This window comes from Allopontixanthobacter confluentis (genome assembly GCF_009827615.1).
In the GTDB taxonomy this organism is placed as follows: Bacteria; Pseudomonadota; Alphaproteobacteria; order Sphingomonadales; family Sphingomonadaceae; genus Allopontixanthobacter; species Allopontixanthobacter confluentis.
Window position 1 is genome coordinate 639,705 of record NZ_WTYU01000001.1, and the last position, 15,474, is coordinate 655,178.

Below are 15,474 nucleotides of genomic sequence, written 5' to 3' on the forward strand. Positions count from 1 at the left end.
AAGCCTGAAAAGGCTGCACAAGCGTACCATGACCATCCTCGCTCCCTCAGATACGCAGGCTTTGCCAGCAGACTGGCGCGATTTTTTCGCGCTGACCAAGCCGCGCGTCATGACGCTGGTGATCTTTACCGGCCTGTGCGGATTGCTGGCGGCGCCTGGTTCCATCAATCCGGTCATCGGCTTTACGGCCATCCTCTGCATCGCGATTGGTGCAGGCGGCGCAGCGGCGCTGAACCAGTGGTGGGAAGCGGACCTTGATGCCGGGATGAAGCGCACTGCTTCGCGGCCATTGCCCGCCGGGCGGATGCAGCGCAGCGATGCGCGTGATTTCGGCATTATGCTCTCGGCAGCCTCGGTCGTTATCATGGGGCTGGCGGTGGGCTGGCTGGCAGCGTCTATCCTCGCTGTATCGATTGTCTATTACGCGGTGATCTACACCATCTGGCTCAAGCCCCGGACCCCGCAGAACATTGTTATTGGCGGCGGTGCAGGGGCGTTTCCGCCCATGATTGGCTGGGTCGCGGTTACAGGCGATGTCACGCTGATGCCGGCGCTGCTGTTTGCGATCATCTTTTTCTGGACCCCACCACATTTCTGGGCGCTCGCGCTGTTCATCAAGAGCGATTATGCCAAGGTCGGCATTCCGATGATGCCCGTGGTTCGCGGACAGGCGTCAACCCGCAAGCAGATACTGGCCTATTCCATCCTGCTCGTGCCGCTTGCCGCGGCGCCGTGGTTTATCGGCGGGACCGGCGCCATTTATGGCGTAACCGCGCTGGCCTTGTCGTTCGCTTTTCTTGGTCTGTCAGTGCCGGTTGCCGTGCGCAGGAGCGAGGAAGGCGATGCCATGAAGCCTGAAAAGCGGCTTTTTGCGTTCAGCATCGTCTATCTCTTCGCGCTGTTTGGCGTGTTGGTGGTGGACCGGGTTGCTGCCCAATATGGATTTTCATGGTAGGGATTGATCACATGACACCCGAAGAACAGACCGAATTGCGCCGCCGCCAGAAAAGTCGCAATCTTGCGCTGGGCGGCTTGCTCGTGTTTCTGGCGATATTGTTTTATGCCATCACCATTGTCCGGATGGGGGACTGACCGCAATGACCACGCTGCCTGTCACCAAGAACCTTCGCGTCGGTGCGCTGGCGCTGTTGATGGCATTGGCCATGCTTGCCCTCGGGTTTGCGGCGGTGCCGCTTTATCAGATGTTCTGCCAGGTCACAGGCTTTGGCGGCACTACCCAGCGCGCCACCCTGAGCGATGCAGTGCTGGCAGAACGCATGGCCCAGAGTGCGGGCGCGCCAATGATCTCGGTTCGGTTCGATGGCACCACCGCTGGTGACATTCCATGGACGTTCAAGCCCGATCAGGTGACGCAGGACCTGCAGCTGGGCGAACGCAAAATGGCGTTTTTCACCGCCACCAATGATAGCAGCGTGCCGATTACCGGCACGGCAACTTTCAATGTGGAGCCGGAACAGACCGGCCGTTATTTCAACAAGATCCAGTGTTTCTGCTTTACCGAGCAAACGCTGGCACCGGGGCAGACCGTGCATATGCCGGTGCTGTATTACGTCGATCCGGCGATCATGCAGGATGATAACGCCCGCAACGTGGAACAGATCACCCTCAGCTACACTTTCCACAAGGCGAAGCAGCCGGAATCGTAATCGAACACACAACAATGCCTTTCTAGGCACTGGACCTACATCGCATGGCCCTTTAAGGGCAGGCGAAACCGATCTGACAGGACAAGACATTCATGGCCGGTAACGTAAACCACGATTATCACATTCTTCCGCCCGATATCTGGCCCTTCCTGGGCTCTCTTTCGGCGCTTGTGTTCACCAGCGGCATGGTGCTGTATATGCATGAGATGGCCAATGCCTATCTCGTGCTGGGCCTTGGCATTGCCGGGCTTATTGCCACGTTCTTCAGCTGGTTTTCCAACATCGTGAAGGAAGCGCAGGCTGGCTATCATACGCCAGTGGTGCAGCTTCACCTGCGTTACGGGATGATCCTGTTCATCGCATCTGAAGTGATGTTCTTTGTCGGGTGGTTCTGGAGCTGGTTCGACTTTGCCCTGTTCCCCAGTACCATTTCCGAAGTCATTGGCGGTGTCTGGCCGCCCAAGGCGATCGAAGCGGTCATGGATCCGTTCGATCTGCCGCTGCTCAACACCCTTATCCTGCTGTGTTCGGGCACCACCGTCACCTGGGCGCATCATTCGCTGATCCATGGTGATCGTGACGGGCTGAAAAAGGGCCTGTGGGCCACCATCATTCTGGGTGTGATCTTCAGCTTCGTTCAGGCCTATGAATACAGCCATGCGCCATTTGCGTTTGGCGGCAATACGTACAGTTCGGCGTTTTACATGGCGACCGGCTTCCATGGCTTCCATGTGCTGGTCGGCACGATCTTCCTGATCGTCTGCCTCGTGCGGACCTACAAGGGCCACTTCACTCCCCGTCACCACTTCGGCTTCGAAGCTGCGGCATGGTATTGGCACTTTGTCGACGTGGTCTGGCTGTTCCTCTTTATCGTCGTCTATGTCTGGGGCGGTTGGGGCGCTGAAATCCACTGATGCCAACTGGCGAACATGATCACCAGAAGGGGCAGCCCGGTTTTGCCGAGGCTGCCCTTTTCGGTCTGTGCCCCCGGTGCAGTTCGCGCACGTTGTTTGGCGGCGTTGCCAGATTTGCACCGCGGTGCCGCGTTTGTTCGCTTGATTTTTCGAAATTCGACGTGGGCGACGGGCCTGCCGCATTTCTGATCCTGATTGTCGGCTCGCTTGTGGTTGGCCTTGCGGCCTGGTTGCAGGTTTCGGTGTCACCGCCCTTCTGGGTCCATGCGCTGCTCTGGATACCCCTTTCGAGCATTCTTGTCATTCTCGGCCTCCGCGCTGCCAAGGCGGCGCTGGTGTTGGCGGAATATCGGAATAGTTCAGGCGAGGCTGGTCGCCGCGAATGAAACTGCGCGAATTGCCGATTGTTGCCACGGTGGTGGTCTTGCTGGCTGTATTGGCGATGATTGCGCTGGGTTTCTGGCAGCTTGATCGCCTTGGCCAGAAAGAAGCGCTGCTCGCCCGCTATGGCTCGGTCATGGATGATGGCACCAGCGTCCCCTATCCGCAGTCTGCCGCCGCACTGGAAGCGGACCTTTACCGCCGCAGCAGTTTCGACTGCATGTCTGTGCTGGGCATCCGCTCGGTTTCCGGCACGGCGCTGAAAGGCGGCAAGGGCTGGGCGCATATCGCAAAATGCGCGCTTCCCGCAGGCGGAAACGGCGAAGTGGCCCTTGGCTGGTCGCGCGATCCCAAGCCTCCACAATATGCTGGCGGCGCAGTTACCGGCATCATCGCCCCGGGCGGACGCATTGTGGCCGATCCGCCGCTGGCGGGCCTTGCCGCGCTGGCCAAACCCGATCCGGCGGACATTCCCAACAACCATCTGGCCTATGCCGGGCAGTGGTTTTTCTTCGCGCTTACGGCGCTGGTTATTTATTTTCTGGCGCTTAAGCGGCGGTCTCGCAAACCTCGCCCATCATAGCGCCGCTATGACCTGAACTTTCGGCGCATAAAGCGCCGCTCGCTTGCCCTTGCATCATCCCGCAGCTAACCGCGCAGTTATTATGCAATATGTATCGACCCGCGGCACTGCGCCCACGCTTAATTTCGAAGGGGCAACTCTGGCTGGGCTGGCCACAGATGGCGGCCTGTACCTGCCCAGTGAATGGCCGCGTTTTTCGCATGACGAAATCGCCGCCATGGCCGGGCTTCCCTATGCCGCGCTGGCCGCGCGCATCATGCAGCCATTTGTCGGGGACAGTCTGACGCCGGACGAACTGCGCGAATTATGCGATGCGGCTTACGGCCGGTTTTCCCATGCGGCGGTCACCCCGCTGAAGCAGCTTGATGAACAGCAGTGGCTGCTCGAACTGTTTCACGGGCCGACGCTGGCATTCAAGGATGTGGCCCTGCAATTGCTGGGTTTGCTGTTTGAAAAATTCCTGTCCCGCAGCAATGACCATCTGACCATTGTGGGGGCGACCAGCGGCGATACCGGATCTGCCGCGATTGATGCTGTGGCCGGGCGTGAACGGATCGACATTTTCATGCTGCATCCCAAGGGCAGGGTGAGCGATGTTCAGCGCCGCCAGATGACCACGGTGCTGGCGCCCAATGTGCACAATATTGCCATCGACGGCAGTTTTGACGATGCCCAGGCCATGGTGAAGCGGATGTTCAACGATACCGCCATGAACAGCCGGTTTCACATTGGTGCGGTCAATTCCATCAACTGGGCGCGGCTGATGGCGCAAGTGGTGTATTATTTCGCCGCGGCCCTGCAAGTGGGTGCGCCGGCACGCCAGGCGGCCTTTTCAGTGCCGACAGGCAATTTCGGCGATGTGTTTGCAGGCTATGTGGCGGCGCGGATGGGCCTGCCGATCAGCCGCCTGATCGTGGCCACCAACATCAATGATATTCTGCACCGTGCCCTGTCTGATGGCGATTATTCGGCAGGTGTTGTCACGCCCACCGCTGCGCCGTCGATGGATATTCAGGTGAGTTCCAATTTTGAACGGCTGCTGTTTGATTGCGGCGGGCGGGATGGGCTGGCCATGGCGCAGCAAATGCACAGGTTCGAAACGGACAGGGCCATGCGCCTGACCAATGCCCAGCGCGAAGGGGCGTCGGACCTGTTTACAAGCGCGCGGGCCGATGCGTCGGACATGGCGCAGGCCATGCGCTGGGCAAGCGAGGAGTGCGGTGAGATTATCGATCCCCATACGGCCATTGGCCTTCACGCGGCGCGCGCGGCGGGCGTGGCAGCAGGCATACCGGTGATTACGCTGGCGACGGCCCATCCGGCTAAATTCCCCGATGCGGTGGAACGTGCGACGGGCCAGCGCCCCCAGTTACCGGCGCGGATAGGTGATCTGTTCGCCCGCGAAGAAGCGTTTAATGAACTTCCCGGCGATTATGACGCAGTCGCGCAATATGTCGCGCAGCGCGCCACACCGAGCGCATAATGGCGCAGCTTAAAGAACAGCCAGTCATTCTGGAAGGCACCGCCTGGCACGATTACGGGCTGGTCGACAGCGGCAATGGCCGCAAGCTGGAACGCTATGGCGGTTACCGCTTCATCCGCCCTGAACCGCAAGCGATGTGGGCCCCAAGGCTGGGTGACTGGGCAGCGCATGGCGAATTTGTGCCCGGTTCTGACGAGGATGGCGGCGGCCGCTGGAATTATGACCAGCCAGTGCCGACAGATGGCTGGCCGCTGTCATGGCGCGAAGTGAATTTCACCGCGCAATGCACACCCTTCCGGCATCTGGGGTTTTTCCCGGACATGGCGCCGGTGTGGGACTGGATGCGCGCGCAACTGGAGGGCAAGGCGGATGCCCAGACGCTCAACCTGTTCGGCTATACCGGCGTGGGCAGTCTGGCGCTGAGTGACTGCGGCCCGGTGACCCATGTTGATGCATCAAAGAAATCCGTGGCGCAGGCGCGCGAGAATGCAGAACTGGCCGGAATGGCAGACCGCCCGATCCGCTGGCTGGTGGATGATGCGGCCAAGTTCACCGCCCGCGAAGTGCGGCGCGAGAGGCGGTATGACGGGATTATCCTGGATCCGCCAAAGTTTGGCCGCGGCCCCAAGAACGAGACCTGGCGGATCGAAGACAGCCTTGCCCCGTTGGTGAGCGATTGCCGCTATCTGCTCGACAAGGACAGCCGGTTTCTGTTCCTGACCGTTTATGCCGTGCGCATGTCCAGCCTGGCGTTAGGCGGCCTGCTGGCGGAGCTTTTCGCCGATCTTCCGGGACAGATTGAACATGGGGATCTGGCAGTGCGCGAAGAAGGCGAGGGCGGCCGATTGCTGCCCACGGCCATTTTTGCCCGATGGAAGAATGATTGAGCGGTCCGGTGACGCTTGCAAAGCGTCGCCCGGAATGCCAATCGCCTGCCATGGCCGATAGCCTTATCCTTGAAGTTGCCGATTTCGAAGTGGATGTCCTCACGGGCATCTATTCGGAAGAAACAGGCAAGCCGCAGCCCTTGCGTATCAGCATGACGGTGAAGTTGAAATGTGCGGACCGTTACTGGCCCGACACGCCGCTGGATGCGAGCAAGAATTACATGGACCTTAAATTTGCAGCCAGTGACGGACTGCCTGAAGGCGTGCATTTCAAGCTGATCGAATCGGTTGCGGACCATATTTGTGAAACGCTGATGGTGCAGGATGACCGGATTGAAGCCGTGACGGTCAAGATCGTGAAGCTGGCCATTGCAGAAGCCAATGAGAAGATCGGCATAACTCTCACGCGCGAGCGGCGTTGATCGCGCAGGGTTCATCCGCGCAGACCGTATTGGAGGTCACCTCGCTGGCAGATGGCGAGGGTGACGCGGCTGCGGAATTTTACGGCATATGGCGGGTGCAGGCCCAGGCTCTGCTGGACAACGATTGCGCGTCGCTGGTGCTTGTTTTGCCCGACGCGCCGCAAAACCACCGCGACTGGCGCCGTGCGGCAGTGGGCGCAATGGCGCGCGCGGCTGCGCCTGCACGGGTCAACATGCTCAGCGGCGGTGACAGGCTGGCAACAGAAGCCGCCATTGCCTATCTCGATGCCGCGCCCGGCATTACGGGGCAATATTTGCCGCTGAACGGCGCTGACGCAGAAACCGGCGCAACCCGAACCATGCAGGATGAGACATGACGGCAAATGCGCCTCTCATCGATGGGTTTTCCCGGGCGATTACCTATCTGCGCCTGTCGGTGACAGACAGGTGCGACCTGCGCTGCACTTATTGTATGCCCGAAGCGATGAAGTTCCTGCCGCGAAGCGAAGTGCTGTCGCTGGAAGAATTGCACAACCTGTCGCTTGCCTTCATCGCGCGCGGCGTGCGCAAGATCAGGCTGACGGGTGGGGAACCGCTGGTGCGCCGCGACATGATCGACCTGGTGGAAAAGCTGGGCCGGGAAATTGGCCGGAAAGACGCAAATGCGCTCGATGAACTGACCTTGACGACCAATGGCACGCAACTGGCACAATTTGCGGGCAGGCTGGCATCTGCAGGCGTGCGGCGCGTGAATGTCTCGCTCGACACGCTGGACCCGGTCCTGTTCCACAAGCTGACGCGGCGGGACCAGTTGGCGCAGGTGCTGGGCGGCATTGCCGCCGCGCGTGATGCAGGGCTTCAGGTCAAGATCAACGCAGTCGCGCTCAAGGGGCTGAACGAGGCGCAATTGCCGGACCTTATCGGTTGGGCGCACGCCGAAGGGCACGATATCACCCTGATCGAAGTCATGCCGCTGGGCGAGGTGGACGGCGACAGGGTGGATCATTACCTGCCGCTTTCTGCCGTTCAGGACCGGTTGGAAGCGCGCTGGACACTCCGCCCGTCCACCTATCGCACGGGCGGACCTGCCCGGTATTTCGATATTGCCGAAACGGGCGGCAGGCTGGGCCTGATTACGCCGCTGACCAATAATTTTTGCGCTGGCTGCAACCGGTTGCGGGTTACTGCCACGGGCCAGCTCTATCCTTGTCTTGGCGGCGGACAGCGGGTGGATTTGCGCGCGGCCTTGCGATCGGATGATCCATCAGCGCAGCTGGACGCCGCGCTGGACGAAGCCATGCTGATCAAGCCGGAACGCCACCATTTCAACATCGACACACGCGGGGCCAGGCCAGCGCAGCCGCGCCATATGTCGATGACGGGCGGATAGGGATGATAAAGGTCGTCTATCTGGGCCAGCTGGCGGATATGGCCGGCACGGCCGAAAGCGAATTTGCAGCAACATCGGGCGCGATTGACTGGGCAGATCTGCTGGCCCTGCTGGAAAACCATGTCGCGCCGCATCTGGCGGAGGCTGTGCAGGCCGACACGGTAAAACTGGCTGTGAACGGACGTCTGTTGGCCGACAGGGCTATGCTGGATGCCCGCGATGGTGACGAAATTGCCTTGCTGCCCCCGGTCAGCGGCGGATAGCGCCATGCGTGATGTACGGCTGACTGAGACCGGTTTCTCGCCTGCTGATGAACTTGGCGTCTTTGCACGCGCACATGATGCGTCCGGCGCTATTGCCAGCTTTACAGGGCAGGTGCGCCCCGGTGGTGGTGTGCTGGCACTGGAACTGACCCATTATGCCCCGCTGACCCTGCCGGGCATGGAGAAAATCGCACAGGAAGCGCAAAACCGCTTCACGCTTGCGGGCCTGCTGGCCTTGCACAGGGTTGGTAAAATGCTGCCGGGCGAGCCGATTGTCGTGGTCGCGGCAGCGGCGGCGCATCGACGCGATGCCATTCAGGCAGTGGATTTCATGATGGACCATCTGAAGAGCGCAGCCTGGTTCTGGAAACGTGAACAGCGCAATGATGGCTGGCACTGGATTTCACCGCGTAGCGTCGACCACGCCGATCTTGCCCGCTGGAATTAAATCTGCGCGGGTTTGATCCGGATCAAAGAAACAGTCCCTCGCAAGGCGCACACACTTCCTCACATGAGGGAGCATTGATATGTCCAGACCATACAGCCGCGAAACCATTGCCAGACATGGCGCAGTCCTTGAAGCGCCGCGCCTGCGCACCAGAGTGGACCGCACGTTCGAATTGCCCACCGGGCTCTATGTGGCAACCGTTGGCTGCTATCTGGCGTTTCTCGCCACACTGGCTTCGGCATTTGCCGCCCCCGGCCTGATTATCCCGCTGGCGATTTGCGCGCTTATCGTCGTTGCCATCTTTGGCGTTCCGTCAGCATGGGCGAGAATGGCACCTGCTAGCGTGAAGCGGCCGATGGCCTTCAACCAGTTTGAAAGCCGGGGAATTGCGACCCTGACCGGCCATCTGAGCGCTGGTGAGGCCACGGTTCAGGTGCTGGTGCTGCCCGTGCTGATCGTTTTGTGGGGGCTGGCAGTGGTGACCATCGCTGCCCTAGTGTGAAACGATCGGCCCTACTGCAGGGCTAATGCCGGAAAGCCGAAGGCGCGCGGGGTCCAGCAATGCGATCCCGCGCGCACCTTCGCGTCTGATGATGCCGCTTTTTTCCAGCCGCGACAATTGGCGGCTGACGGTTTCAATCGTCAGGCCGAGCATATTGGCCATTTCGCCGCGGCTGAGCGGCAAATCGAACAGCGCCGCAGGATGACAGGGCGAATCGCTGGCAGCTTGCGCCATGGCCAGCAGCAGGCTGCCCACCTTTTCATTGGCCGAATGTTTGCCGGTCAATTGCAGCAGCAGATGAGCCCGGTGCAGATCTTCCTGCGAACGGCGCAGCAAGGCCCGTGCGAGCGAGGGAAAGCGTTCTATCGCCCCGTCCATATTGGCGCGGCTGAATGTGCACAGCTTGCTATCGGTCAGGGCAACAACGTCAAATTGGGCAAAGGGCTGAAACATCTCGCCAATGAAACCCGACGGATGGACCAATGCCAGAATGCGTTCCTCCCCATCAGGATCAATACTGGTCACTTTCAATGCGCCGCTGATCAGCGTGGCGCAGGCTGTCATTTCATCGCCGGCGTGAAACAGAATATCCCCCCGGCCAATATCGCGGATGCGCCCTGCTGCCGCCAATGCCTGCCGCTCGCTTTCGTCCAGCACGGAGCAGGCAGCGCGGTCACGCACAGGGCAGGTGTCGCAGGCAAAGCTCATGTTGGCAGCCGCGCCCGCAACCTGTTCAGCACCGCGTCCAGCTCTGATACAAGGGCAATTACATCGGCGCGGGTGGCTGAAATTTCCTCGCGCGTTTCGAAACTGATCGCGGCATCTGTGTAGATAAGATCAAGATCGCCCAGCGGCAGGGCGGCCTGACTGCGTTTCGAATCGAGATCGGCCAGGGCCACCTGTGCGATGGCCCAGCTGTCGCTCGCCACGCCTGAACCTCTGGCAGAATTTACCAGGCCAGTGGCGCGCGGTGCTGCCTGCATGAAGGCACCATGCGCCTTTACCGCATCGGCGCGCAACTGGCCCAGCCGGGCGATCAGATCGGCGCTGGCAGGCGCGCGTTCAACAGGCGCTGCCATGTCTGCCTCTGCCTCGAACGTGCCGCTGACCCGTTCGGCATCACGAATCGCGAGCGAGGGGTATTTGTCGCCCGCAGACGCGCAACCCGAAAGAAAGGTGGCCAGAGCGAGCAAGCACAGGTAGGGGCGGTGTTCTATCATCGTTTCGTCTTTAGCACGGCGGGCGCTCCACACCAGAGGTTGAAGCAAAAGCACCGCCTCAATATAAAAACCATGCTGTCTGGCGTTGACTTGACGGCTGTCATCCCTTAACGGCTCCCATCTTTCCGGGGTCCGCTTATTGGCGGTGTTTCGGTCGCGCCGGTTCCATTGTTGGGATCGGCACAGCAATTAGATTGAAAGTGAAATCACCATGTTCGCAGTCGTGCGCACAGGCGGCAAACAATACCGGGTTGCTGCCGGAGACAAGATCGCAGTTGAAAAGCTCGCTGGCGAAGCCGGCGATACGGTAACCCTGGGCGACATTCTGCTCGCCGGCGAAGGCGATTCTATCGCTGATGTGTCGAAGGTTGCTGTTTCGGCAGAAATCATCGCGCAGGCCAAGAGCGAGAAGGTGATCGTTTTCAAAAAGCGTCGCCGCCACAATTATCGCCGCAAGAACGGCCACCGCCAGCAGTTGACGCTGCTGCGCATTCTTTCGGTTGGCGATTCGAAGGCACCTGCCAAGAATGCAGCTGCCAAGGCAGATACCGCACCCAAGGCTGAAGAAGCCAAGGCTGCACCTGCTGCTGAAAAGGCACCTGCTGCTGAAAAGGCTGCGCCAAAGAAGGCCGCTGCTGAAAAGGCACCTGCCAAGAAGCCAGCCGCCAAGAAAGCACCTGCTGCCAAGGCAGCGGACACGAAGTAAGTCGCAAGACTTAGGAGTTATTTGAGATGGCACATAAAAAAGCAGGCGGTTCATCCCGCAACGGTCGCGACTCAGCAGGTCGGCGCCTTGGTGTGAAGAAGTTCGGCGGTCAGGAAGTGATCGGCGGCAATATTCTCGTGCGTCAGCGCGGCACCAAATTCTACCCTGGCACCAATGTCGGCCTCGGCAAGGATCACACCCTTTTTGCAACCGCAGAAGGCCGCGTGCGATTCCATTCCGGCAAACAAGGCCGCAAATACGTGTCGGTAGACATGATGGCTGAAGCCGCAGAATAAGCGGACGCACCGATAAAGGGGGCGTCCAACAGGATGGCCCAGCCGGTTCAGACCGGCACCGTAGAGGGAGATAGGGCCAACCTGTCTCCCTCTTGTCGTATCTCCCTCGCGAAAAAACCAGCCGGCGGGCGAAATTCGCTTTTGCCGCAATGGTAATGTCACTCAGCATCCCCAAAAGGGGCGCTGTGGGGCGAGAGGAGACGGGGTATGTTTCATCGCAGTGAGAGATTGTTTCTTCGGCCTGCCTGGCCAGAGGACTGGAATGACATTTTAGCCGCGATTGCAGACGAGGCGATCGTGCGCCATCTGGCCGCAGCGCCATGGCCTTATCGTGAAAGCCATGCGCGCGCCTTCGTGGCGAAGGCGCAAGACCCGCTCTATCCCAATTTTCTGGTGACACTGCCCGAAGCAGGCTCGTCAAAACTGGTCGGAATGTGCGGCCTTGTCGGGCAGGAAGAGGGCGCAGGTGTGCAACTGGGCTATTGGATTGCGCGGCCTTACTGGGGCAACGGCTTTGCCACGGAAGCCGCCCGCGCGGTGATCGAAATTGCCCGCATCATCGGACACCGGCATATTTCTGCTGCGCATCATGTAGATAACCCGGCATCGGGCAAAGTGCTGCGCAGGGCCGGTTTCCTGCCGACAGGACGCGTTGCGCCGACCTATTGCCTGGCGCGCCATGAAGATGTGGACAGCGTGTTTTACGAATATGATCTGGCAGCAGATCAATTGCCATCGATGCGGGCGGCCTGACCGGCCGCCCGCAGGAAGGTTCAGGCAGCAGGCATCACTGCGTCAGGAAAGTCACTTTCATATTTCCGGATCAGTGGCCGGTCATCGTGGTTCCACGGATGAAAGCCGGGGAGGAAATATGCCGCCCACTGGCCGGCAATTCGCCGCAGGAAGCCGGGCTTCCACAACAGATAGGCGGCAATCCTGCGCCTTGCTTCCCCGGCGGGGATGCCATCCTGTGCCAGCAATTCCACCATGTCCGACACGCGGTGCGTGATGAAATTCTTGGTCACGATCAGCATCATGAGCGATTTCACTTTCCAGCGTTTGAATCGGGTCCAGTCGCGCGTGGCGTGCAGCCACGTGTCATAGGCGACACCCTTATGCTCCACTTCTTCGGCTGAATGCCATTTCCACAAATCACCCAGATCGCCATCGGCGCCTTCAAGGTGGGCAGGATGGGTCAGCAGTTCCTGGCCGAGCATGGCAGTGAAATGTTCCAGCGCCATGGTGGCTGCCAGGTTGAGAATTTGCGGACGGCCCTTGGTCAGCGCCAGCATTTCTTCCACCCGCTGATCGATGAAGGAAATGTCATATCCGGCATTTTCCGCCAGTTTGTTGAACACGATATGTTCGCGCGTGTGGTTGATTTCCTGCTTCACGAATGCGCGGATTTCAGCTTCCAGCTTGGGCGGTGCGCCGTCGCGGTGCGCTTTGACCGATTCGATGAAGAAAGCCTCGCCGCGCGGGAATGTCGCAGACAAAGCGTTGAACCATGCGGTCCCCACAGGATCACCGTTCAGCCACCAGCGGCGCGTTTTGGAGCCTCGGCCGAACTTGCGATTGCGCACGGTGATGTCGAGATCATCCGGGCTGCGGCCGGGGGATGCGAAATTGATTTTTGCAGGAGCGTTCATTGGTCCATCCGTGCTTACTTACATGGATGTAAATACGCCTTACTTACACCAGTGTCAATAGTGGCCGGGGCGCGTGCTGTCGGCCAATCATCCTGCCTGTCACAGCAAGCGGGCAATAGTACCGCCTGCGGCCTTGTTTCGCGGGGCACTGCGTTCTAGGCGTTGCAGCATTGGCACGGAATTCATGATGCGATCTGCCAAATTTAAGGTCCCAGATGGTAACCCGAAAACGCCTGTCTCCTGAAGAATCCCGTTCTGCGGCCCTCCAAGCGGCACGCGCGCTGCTGATTGAAACAGGGCCGCAATCGGTCACTCTCAAGGCGGTGGCGGGCCGCATCGGGCGCACGCATGCCAATTTGCTGCACCATTTCGGCTCTGCCTCCGGCCTGCAAAAAGCGCTGGCCGAACATCTGGCATGGACGGTGTGCGAAACGATCAAGGATGCCGTGCGCGCCAGCTGGGTGGGGCTGGGCACCCCGCGCGAAGTGGTTGACCTGGCGTTTGATGCTTTTGACAAGGAAGGCGCCGGCGCGCTGGCGGGCTGGATGCTGCTGACCGGCAATGAAGACGCGCTTGATCCGATTGTGGAAGCAATCCACGCGCTGGTGGATGAGATTGCGCCTGAAGAAGCCGCCCACGGCCGGATTGACGGAATGCGCGTGCATCAAGACACGTTGACGCTGGTACTGCTGGCGCTGGGCGATGCGCTGATGGGGCAGGCACTGGCCAATTCGCTCGGCTTGCCGCGCCACACGGCGCGTGACCGGGCAGAAAAATTGCTGATGGCTTCGGTGGAAGAACACGCAAACCAGTAAGCCAGCCAGGGCCTTGCTGCCGCTTTGATAGTCGGCCAGTTCGGGCCAGTTCGGGCCAGTTCAGGCCAGTTCAGGCCAGTTCAGGCCAGTTCAGGCGCCCCAAGGTCCATCCACGCAGGGGTCAGCTCCGGGGTAATATCTTCAACCCTGCGGTGATCCACTGCCAGACCCAATGCGGGATAGGCGGCTTTGTGGCGTTTTTCATCGGATTGGTCCAGCGGCACGACAATCAGGCGCCGGTTCACTTTTTGCCGCCAGTTCATGCGGGCCGTATTTTCCTGGCCGATGTAGCAGCCTTTTTCGAATGATACGCCGTGCAGATCTACTGCATTGGCTTCCAGCCACAGCACATCGCCCAATTCAGCGCGGCCTTCTGTCACACCCAGCCGCAGCCGGTGTTTCAGCCAGGCTGCATCAGCAGGCTTATCGTCCGCGCTGGCAGGGGCCAGCCACCTCTGGCCAAGATCACCCAGCCGCGGGTCGGGCGCTCCGCCATCGCCCTGTTCGGCCTGCCAGTTCACGGCAACATCATCATCGCGGGCAATGCTGATTTTGCGCCGCAGCCGATAAAGCGACAGGCGCTTTACAAGTTCGTCAGCCGCGCTTGCTTCGCAGTCCAGCAGCAATTGCCCGTGACCGGCGGGCCAGACGATGAAGTCGAACATTGCCTTGCCCTGCGCGCTCAACAGGCCTGCCCAAACAGGCAGCATGCCTGCCACATCGTTAGTGACCAGCCCTTGCAGAAACCCGGTGACATCATCAGCAGGCTCGGCAGTGCCGGATGGTTGCGGAGCCAGCCGGATAACGGCACGATCGAACAGGCGGGTTGCAGGCATGGTCTTCAAATGTGCTCCACGTCGTCAGGTTTCAATGGTTGGCTTCCAGGGGCTGGCTTCAGGGGCCGGTCGTCAATGGCCGGTCTTCAGGGGCCATGCTGCCCAACTGCCGCATGATGGCCTTCACCACCTGCTCGCCCATATGCGGGCCTTGCAGCGGGTAGAGATAGGGTTCGATCATTTCCGCTTCCATCAGGGCCAATGCGCCATTTGCGCCGCGTACCATATCGACGCGGGCATAGAGCGGCGTGGGGAAGGGCAGGGCCGCAATAATGGCGCTGGCCGCAGCGCGGTCGGCAGCGTCCGGGCAAAATGCTTCTTCCCTGCCGCCATAGACAGACTGGATGCGGTAATCACCCGCGGCCGCCGTTTTAAGCACGCAATGGGACAATTCGCCATCAATGAAGATGAAGGAATATTCGCCCTCGGTTGTTATTGCGGGAAGAAAGGGCTGGATCATGGCCGGGCGGTCCATGGTCCATCCGGCCAGCGCAGCATCGCCGCGAGAGAATATGAACTGACCTTCCGCCCCAGCGCCCACGCGGCGTTTCACGACCACAGTGTCGCAGGCAAAATGCGCGAATGCGGCTTCCACATCGCTGCTGGAAGGGGCTTCGGGCCACAGGGTGGGGATGGTGGGTGCGCCGGCATCGGTAAGTTCGCGCAGATAGGATTTGTCGATATTCCAGCGGACAATTCCGGCAGAATTGCACAGGATAATGCCCGCCTGTTCCAGCCTGTCCAACTGGCCCAGAAACGCATCCTTGCTGTCCTGATAGTCCCACACGGTTCCCAGCAACACCAATTGCATGCCTGCAAAATCCTGCACCGGGCGGCGCCAGTCCATTTCCACCAGTTCCATCCCTGCAGGTTCCATCGCGCCCCTCAGCGCAGCTACCTGCTGGTCATGTTCGAACGCATCGGCGCGCCGCACGGGCGACCCTGTCAGGGTGCCGGGACAGGCGAGAAAACCAATTTTCATGGGCGGTGCACAAACCTCCGGAACGCAGAA

The 15,474-nt window shown here is 60.2% G+C and carries 23 protein-coding genes; 18 read left to right on the forward strand and 5 right to left on the reverse strand.

The window, feature by feature from the left end:
* Positions 1-28 precede the first annotated feature (28 nt).
* From GRI44_RS02935 to GRI44_RS02995, 14 genes are all read left to right on the forward strand, one after another.
* Complete coding sequence (locus GRI44_RS02935) at positions 29-955, forward strand: heme o synthase (protein WP_160599958.1); 927 nt, start codon at positions 29-31, stop codon at positions 953-955.
* Between the two features lie 11 nt (positions 956-966).
* Complete coding sequence (locus GRI44_RS14055) at positions 967-1,092, forward strand: hypothetical protein (RefSeq protein ID WP_269800969.1); 126 nt, start codon at positions 967-969, stop codon at positions 1,090-1,092.
* A gap of 5 nt (positions 1,093-1,097) precedes the next feature.
* Positions 1,098-1,667 carry a cytochrome c oxidase assembly protein gene (locus tag GRI44_RS02940; protein WP_160599959.1) on the forward strand — a complete coding sequence of 190 codons (570 nt, stop codon included), beginning with the start codon at positions 1,098-1,100 and terminating at the stop codon, positions 1,665-1,667.
* A 92-nt stretch (positions 1,668-1,759) separates the two neighbouring features.
* The gene (locus tag GRI44_RS02945) at positions 1,760-2,581 is read left to right on the forward strand and encodes a cytochrome c oxidase subunit 3 (protein ID WP_160599960.1); all 822 of its coding nucleotides are present in this window, start codon (positions 1,760-1,762) and stop codon (positions 2,579-2,581) included.
* Positions 2,581-2,967 (forward strand): DUF983 domain-containing protein, encoded by a 387-nt coding sequence (locus GRI44_RS02950; RefSeq protein ID WP_160599961.1) that lies wholly within the window; start codon positions 2,581-2,583, stop codon positions 2,965-2,967. Before GRI44_RS02945 ends, GRI44_RS02950 begins: the two co-directional genes overlap by 1 nt.
* On the forward strand, positions 2,964-3,545 hold the full coding sequence (locus tag GRI44_RS02955) for an SURF1 family protein (protein WP_160599962.1): 582 nt from the start codon (positions 2,964-2,966) through the stop codon (positions 3,543-3,545). The genes GRI44_RS02950 and GRI44_RS02955 overlap by 4 nt, the downstream gene beginning before the upstream one ends.
* Before the next feature lie 82 nt (positions 3,546-3,627).
* Positions 3,628-5,028, forward strand: a complete 1,401-nt coding sequence (thrC, locus tag GRI44_RS02960; protein WP_160599963.1) for a threonine synthase — start codon at positions 3,628-3,630, stop codon at positions 5,026-5,028.
* Positions 5,028-5,915, forward strand: a complete 888-nt coding sequence (locus GRI44_RS02965) for a class I SAM-dependent methyltransferase (protein WP_160599964.1) — start codon at positions 5,028-5,030, stop codon at positions 5,913-5,915. The genes thrC and GRI44_RS02965 overlap by 1 nt, the downstream gene beginning before the upstream one ends.
* A gap of 50 nt (positions 5,916-5,965) precedes the next feature.
* On the forward strand, positions 5,966-6,337 hold the full coding sequence (locus GRI44_RS02970; protein ID WP_160599965.1) for a dihydroneopterin aldolase: 372 nt from the start codon (positions 5,966-5,968) through the stop codon (positions 6,335-6,337).
* Positions 6,334-6,714, forward strand: coding sequence for a Rossmann fold domain-containing protein (locus GRI44_RS02975; protein WP_160599966.1), 381 nt, complete (start codon positions 6,334-6,336; stop codon positions 6,712-6,714). Before GRI44_RS02970 ends, GRI44_RS02975 begins: the two co-directional genes overlap by 4 nt.
* Positions 6,711-7,727 (forward strand): GTP 3',8-cyclase MoaA, encoded by a 1,017-nt coding sequence (moaA, locus tag GRI44_RS02980; protein ID WP_160599967.1) that lies wholly within the window; start codon positions 6,711-6,713, stop codon positions 7,725-7,727. Before GRI44_RS02975 ends, moaA begins: the two co-directional genes overlap by 4 nt.
* A gap of 2 nt (positions 7,728-7,729) precedes the next feature.
* Entirely contained in the window at positions 7,730-7,990 is a 261-nt protein-coding gene (locus GRI44_RS02985; RefSeq protein ID WP_160599968.1) for a MoaD/ThiS family protein, read from the forward strand.
* A 4-nt stretch (positions 7,991-7,994) separates the two neighbouring features.
* Positions 7,995-8,438: a molybdenum cofactor biosynthesis protein MoaE gene (locus GRI44_RS02990; protein ID WP_160599969.1), complete on the forward strand. Its 444-nt coding sequence runs from the start codon at positions 7,995-7,997 to the stop codon at positions 8,436-8,438.
* Between the two features lie 79 nt (positions 8,439-8,517).
* The gene (locus GRI44_RS02995) at positions 8,518-8,940 is read left to right on the forward strand and encodes a hypothetical protein (protein ID WP_160599970.1); all 423 of its coding nucleotides are present in this window, start codon (positions 8,518-8,520) and stop codon (positions 8,938-8,940) included.
* Here GRI44_RS02995 and GRI44_RS03000 read toward each other — a convergent pair.
* Positions 8,932-9,648, reverse strand: coding sequence for a Crp/Fnr family transcriptional regulator (locus GRI44_RS03000; RefSeq protein ID WP_160599971.1), 717 nt, complete (start codon positions 9,646-9,648; stop codon positions 8,932-8,934). The two genes, GRI44_RS02995 and GRI44_RS03000, sit on opposite strands and share 9 nt — an antisense overlap.
* Positions 9,645-10,160, reverse strand: a complete 516-nt coding sequence (locus tag GRI44_RS03005) for a hypothetical protein (protein ID WP_160599972.1) — start codon at positions 10,158-10,160, stop codon at positions 9,645-9,647. Before GRI44_RS03005 ends, GRI44_RS03000 begins: the two co-directional genes overlap by 4 nt.
* 211 nt (positions 10,161-10,371) lie before the next feature.
* Here GRI44_RS03005 and rplU point away from each other — a divergent pair, with 211 nt between their 5' ends.
* The 3 genes from rplU to GRI44_RS03020 all read left to right on the forward strand — a co-directional run bounded on the left by rplU (position 10,372) and on the right by GRI44_RS03020 (position 11,915).
* Entirely contained in the window at positions 10,372-10,866 is a 495-nt protein-coding gene (gene rplU / locus GRI44_RS03010) for a 50S ribosomal protein L21 (RefSeq protein WP_160599973.1), read from the forward strand.
* 26 nt (positions 10,867-10,892) lie between these two features.
* Positions 10,893-11,162: a 50S ribosomal protein L27 gene (rpmA, locus tag GRI44_RS03015; protein ID WP_160599974.1), complete on the forward strand. Its 270-nt coding sequence runs from the start codon at positions 10,893-10,895 to the stop codon at positions 11,160-11,162.
* A 207-nt stretch (positions 11,163-11,369) separates the two neighbouring features.
* A complete protein-coding gene (locus GRI44_RS03020) occupies positions 11,370-11,915 on the forward strand; it encodes a GNAT family N-acetyltransferase (RefSeq protein ID WP_160599975.1) in 546 nt (181 codons plus the stop codon).
* A 20-nt stretch (positions 11,916-11,935) separates the two neighbouring features.
* Here GRI44_RS03020 and GRI44_RS03025 read toward each other — a convergent pair whose 3' ends face one another.
* Complete coding sequence (locus GRI44_RS03025; protein ID WP_160599976.1) at positions 11,936-12,811, reverse strand: metal-dependent hydrolase; 876 nt, start codon at positions 12,809-12,811, stop codon at positions 11,936-11,938.
* Positions 12,812-13,026: 215 nt separating this feature from the next.
* Between GRI44_RS03025 and GRI44_RS03030 the strand changes: the two genes are divergently transcribed.
* On the forward strand, positions 13,027-13,626 hold the full coding sequence (locus GRI44_RS03030) for a TetR/AcrR family transcriptional regulator (protein WP_160599977.1): 600 nt from the start codon (positions 13,027-13,029) through the stop codon (positions 13,624-13,626).
* An 80-nt stretch (positions 13,627-13,706) separates the two neighbouring features.
* On the opposite strand, the gene ygfZ is transcribed toward GRI44_RS03030, so the two are convergent.
* Entirely contained in the window at positions 13,707-14,462 is a 756-nt protein-coding gene (gene ygfZ / locus GRI44_RS03035) for a CAF17-like 4Fe-4S cluster assembly/insertion protein YgfZ (RefSeq protein ID WP_160599978.1), read from the reverse strand.
* A 58-nt stretch (positions 14,463-14,520) separates the two neighbouring features.
* Complete coding sequence (locus GRI44_RS03040) at positions 14,521-15,444, reverse strand: ATP-grasp domain-containing protein (protein WP_160599979.1); 924 nt, start codon at positions 15,442-15,444, stop codon at positions 14,521-14,523.
* Positions 15,445-15,474 lie beyond the last annotated feature (30 nt).

Coding starts and splice junctions, on each gene's coding strand:
- rpmA (WP_160599974.1), top strand. CDS start 10,893: ATGGCACATAAAAAAGCAGGCGGTTCATCCCGCAACGGTCGCGACTCA.
- GRI44_RS02990 (WP_160599969.1), top strand. CDS start 7,995: ATGCGTGATGTACGGCTGACTGAGACCGGTTTCTCGCCTGCTGATGAA.
- GRI44_RS02955 (WP_160599962.1), top strand. CDS start 2,964: ATGAAACTGCGCGAATTGCCGATTGTTGCCACGGTGGTGGTCTTGCTG.
- GRI44_RS03020 (WP_160599975.1), top strand. CDS start 11,370: ATGTTTCATCGCAGTGAGAGATTGTTTCTTCGGCCTGCCTGGCCAGAG.
- GRI44_RS02950 (WP_160599961.1), top strand. CDS start 2,581: ATGCCAACTGGCGAACATGATCACCAGAAGGGGCAGCCCGGTTTTGCC.
- GRI44_RS03030 (WP_160599977.1), top strand. CDS start 13,027: ATGGTAACCCGAAAACGCCTGTCTCCTGAAGAATCCCGTTCTGCGGCC.
- GRI44_RS02945 (WP_160599960.1), top strand. CDS start 1,760: ATGGCCGGTAACGTAAACCACGATTATCACATTCTTCCGCCCGATATC.
- GRI44_RS02985 (WP_160599968.1), top strand. CDS start 7,730: ATGATAAAGGTCGTCTATCTGGGCCAGCTGGCGGATATGGCCGGCACG.
- GRI44_RS02970 (WP_160599965.1), top strand. CDS start 5,966: ATGGCCGATAGCCTTATCCTTGAAGTTGCCGATTTCGAAGTGGATGTC.
- moaA (WP_160599967.1), top strand. CDS start 6,711: ATGACGGCAAATGCGCCTCTCATCGATGGGTTTTCCCGGGCGATTACC.
- GRI44_RS03040 (WP_160599979.1), bottom strand. CDS start 15,444: ATGAAAATTGGTTTTCTCGCCTGTCCCGGCACCCTGACAGGGTCGCCC.
- GRI44_RS02940 (WP_160599959.1), top strand. CDS start 1,098: ATGACCACGCTGCCTGTCACCAAGAACCTTCGCGTCGGTGCGCTGGCG.
- rplU (WP_160599973.1), top strand. CDS start 10,372: ATGTTCGCAGTCGTGCGCACAGGCGGCAAACAATACCGGGTTGCTGCC.
- GRI44_RS02935 (WP_160599958.1), top strand. CDS start 29: ATGACCATCCTCGCTCCCTCAGATACGCAGGCTTTGCCAGCAGACTGG.
- ygfZ (WP_160599978.1), bottom strand. CDS start 14,462: ATGCCTGCAACCCGCCTGTTCGATCGTGCCGTTATCCGGCTGGCTCCG.
- GRI44_RS02965 (WP_160599964.1), top strand. CDS start 5,028: ATGGCGCAGCTTAAAGAACAGCCAGTCATTCTGGAAGGCACCGCCTGG.
- GRI44_RS03000 (WP_160599971.1), bottom strand. CDS start 9,648: ATGAGCTTTGCCTGCGACACCTGCCCTGTGCGTGACCGCGCTGCCTGC.
- thrC (WP_160599963.1), top strand. CDS start 3,628: ATGCAATATGTATCGACCCGCGGCACTGCGCCCACGCTTAATTTCGAA.
- GRI44_RS14055 (WP_269800969.1), top strand. CDS start 967: ATGACACCCGAAGAACAGACCGAATTGCGCCGCCGCCAGAAAAGTCGC.
- GRI44_RS02995 (WP_160599970.1), top strand. CDS start 8,518: ATGTCCAGACCATACAGCCGCGAAACCATTGCCAGACATGGCGCAGTC.
- GRI44_RS03025 (WP_160599976.1), bottom strand. CDS start 12,811: ATGAACGCTCCTGCAAAAATCAATTTCGCATCCCCCGGCCGCAGCCCG.
- GRI44_RS03005 (WP_160599972.1), bottom strand. CDS start 10,160: ATGATAGAACACCGCCCCTACCTGTGCTTGCTCGCTCTGGCCACCTTT.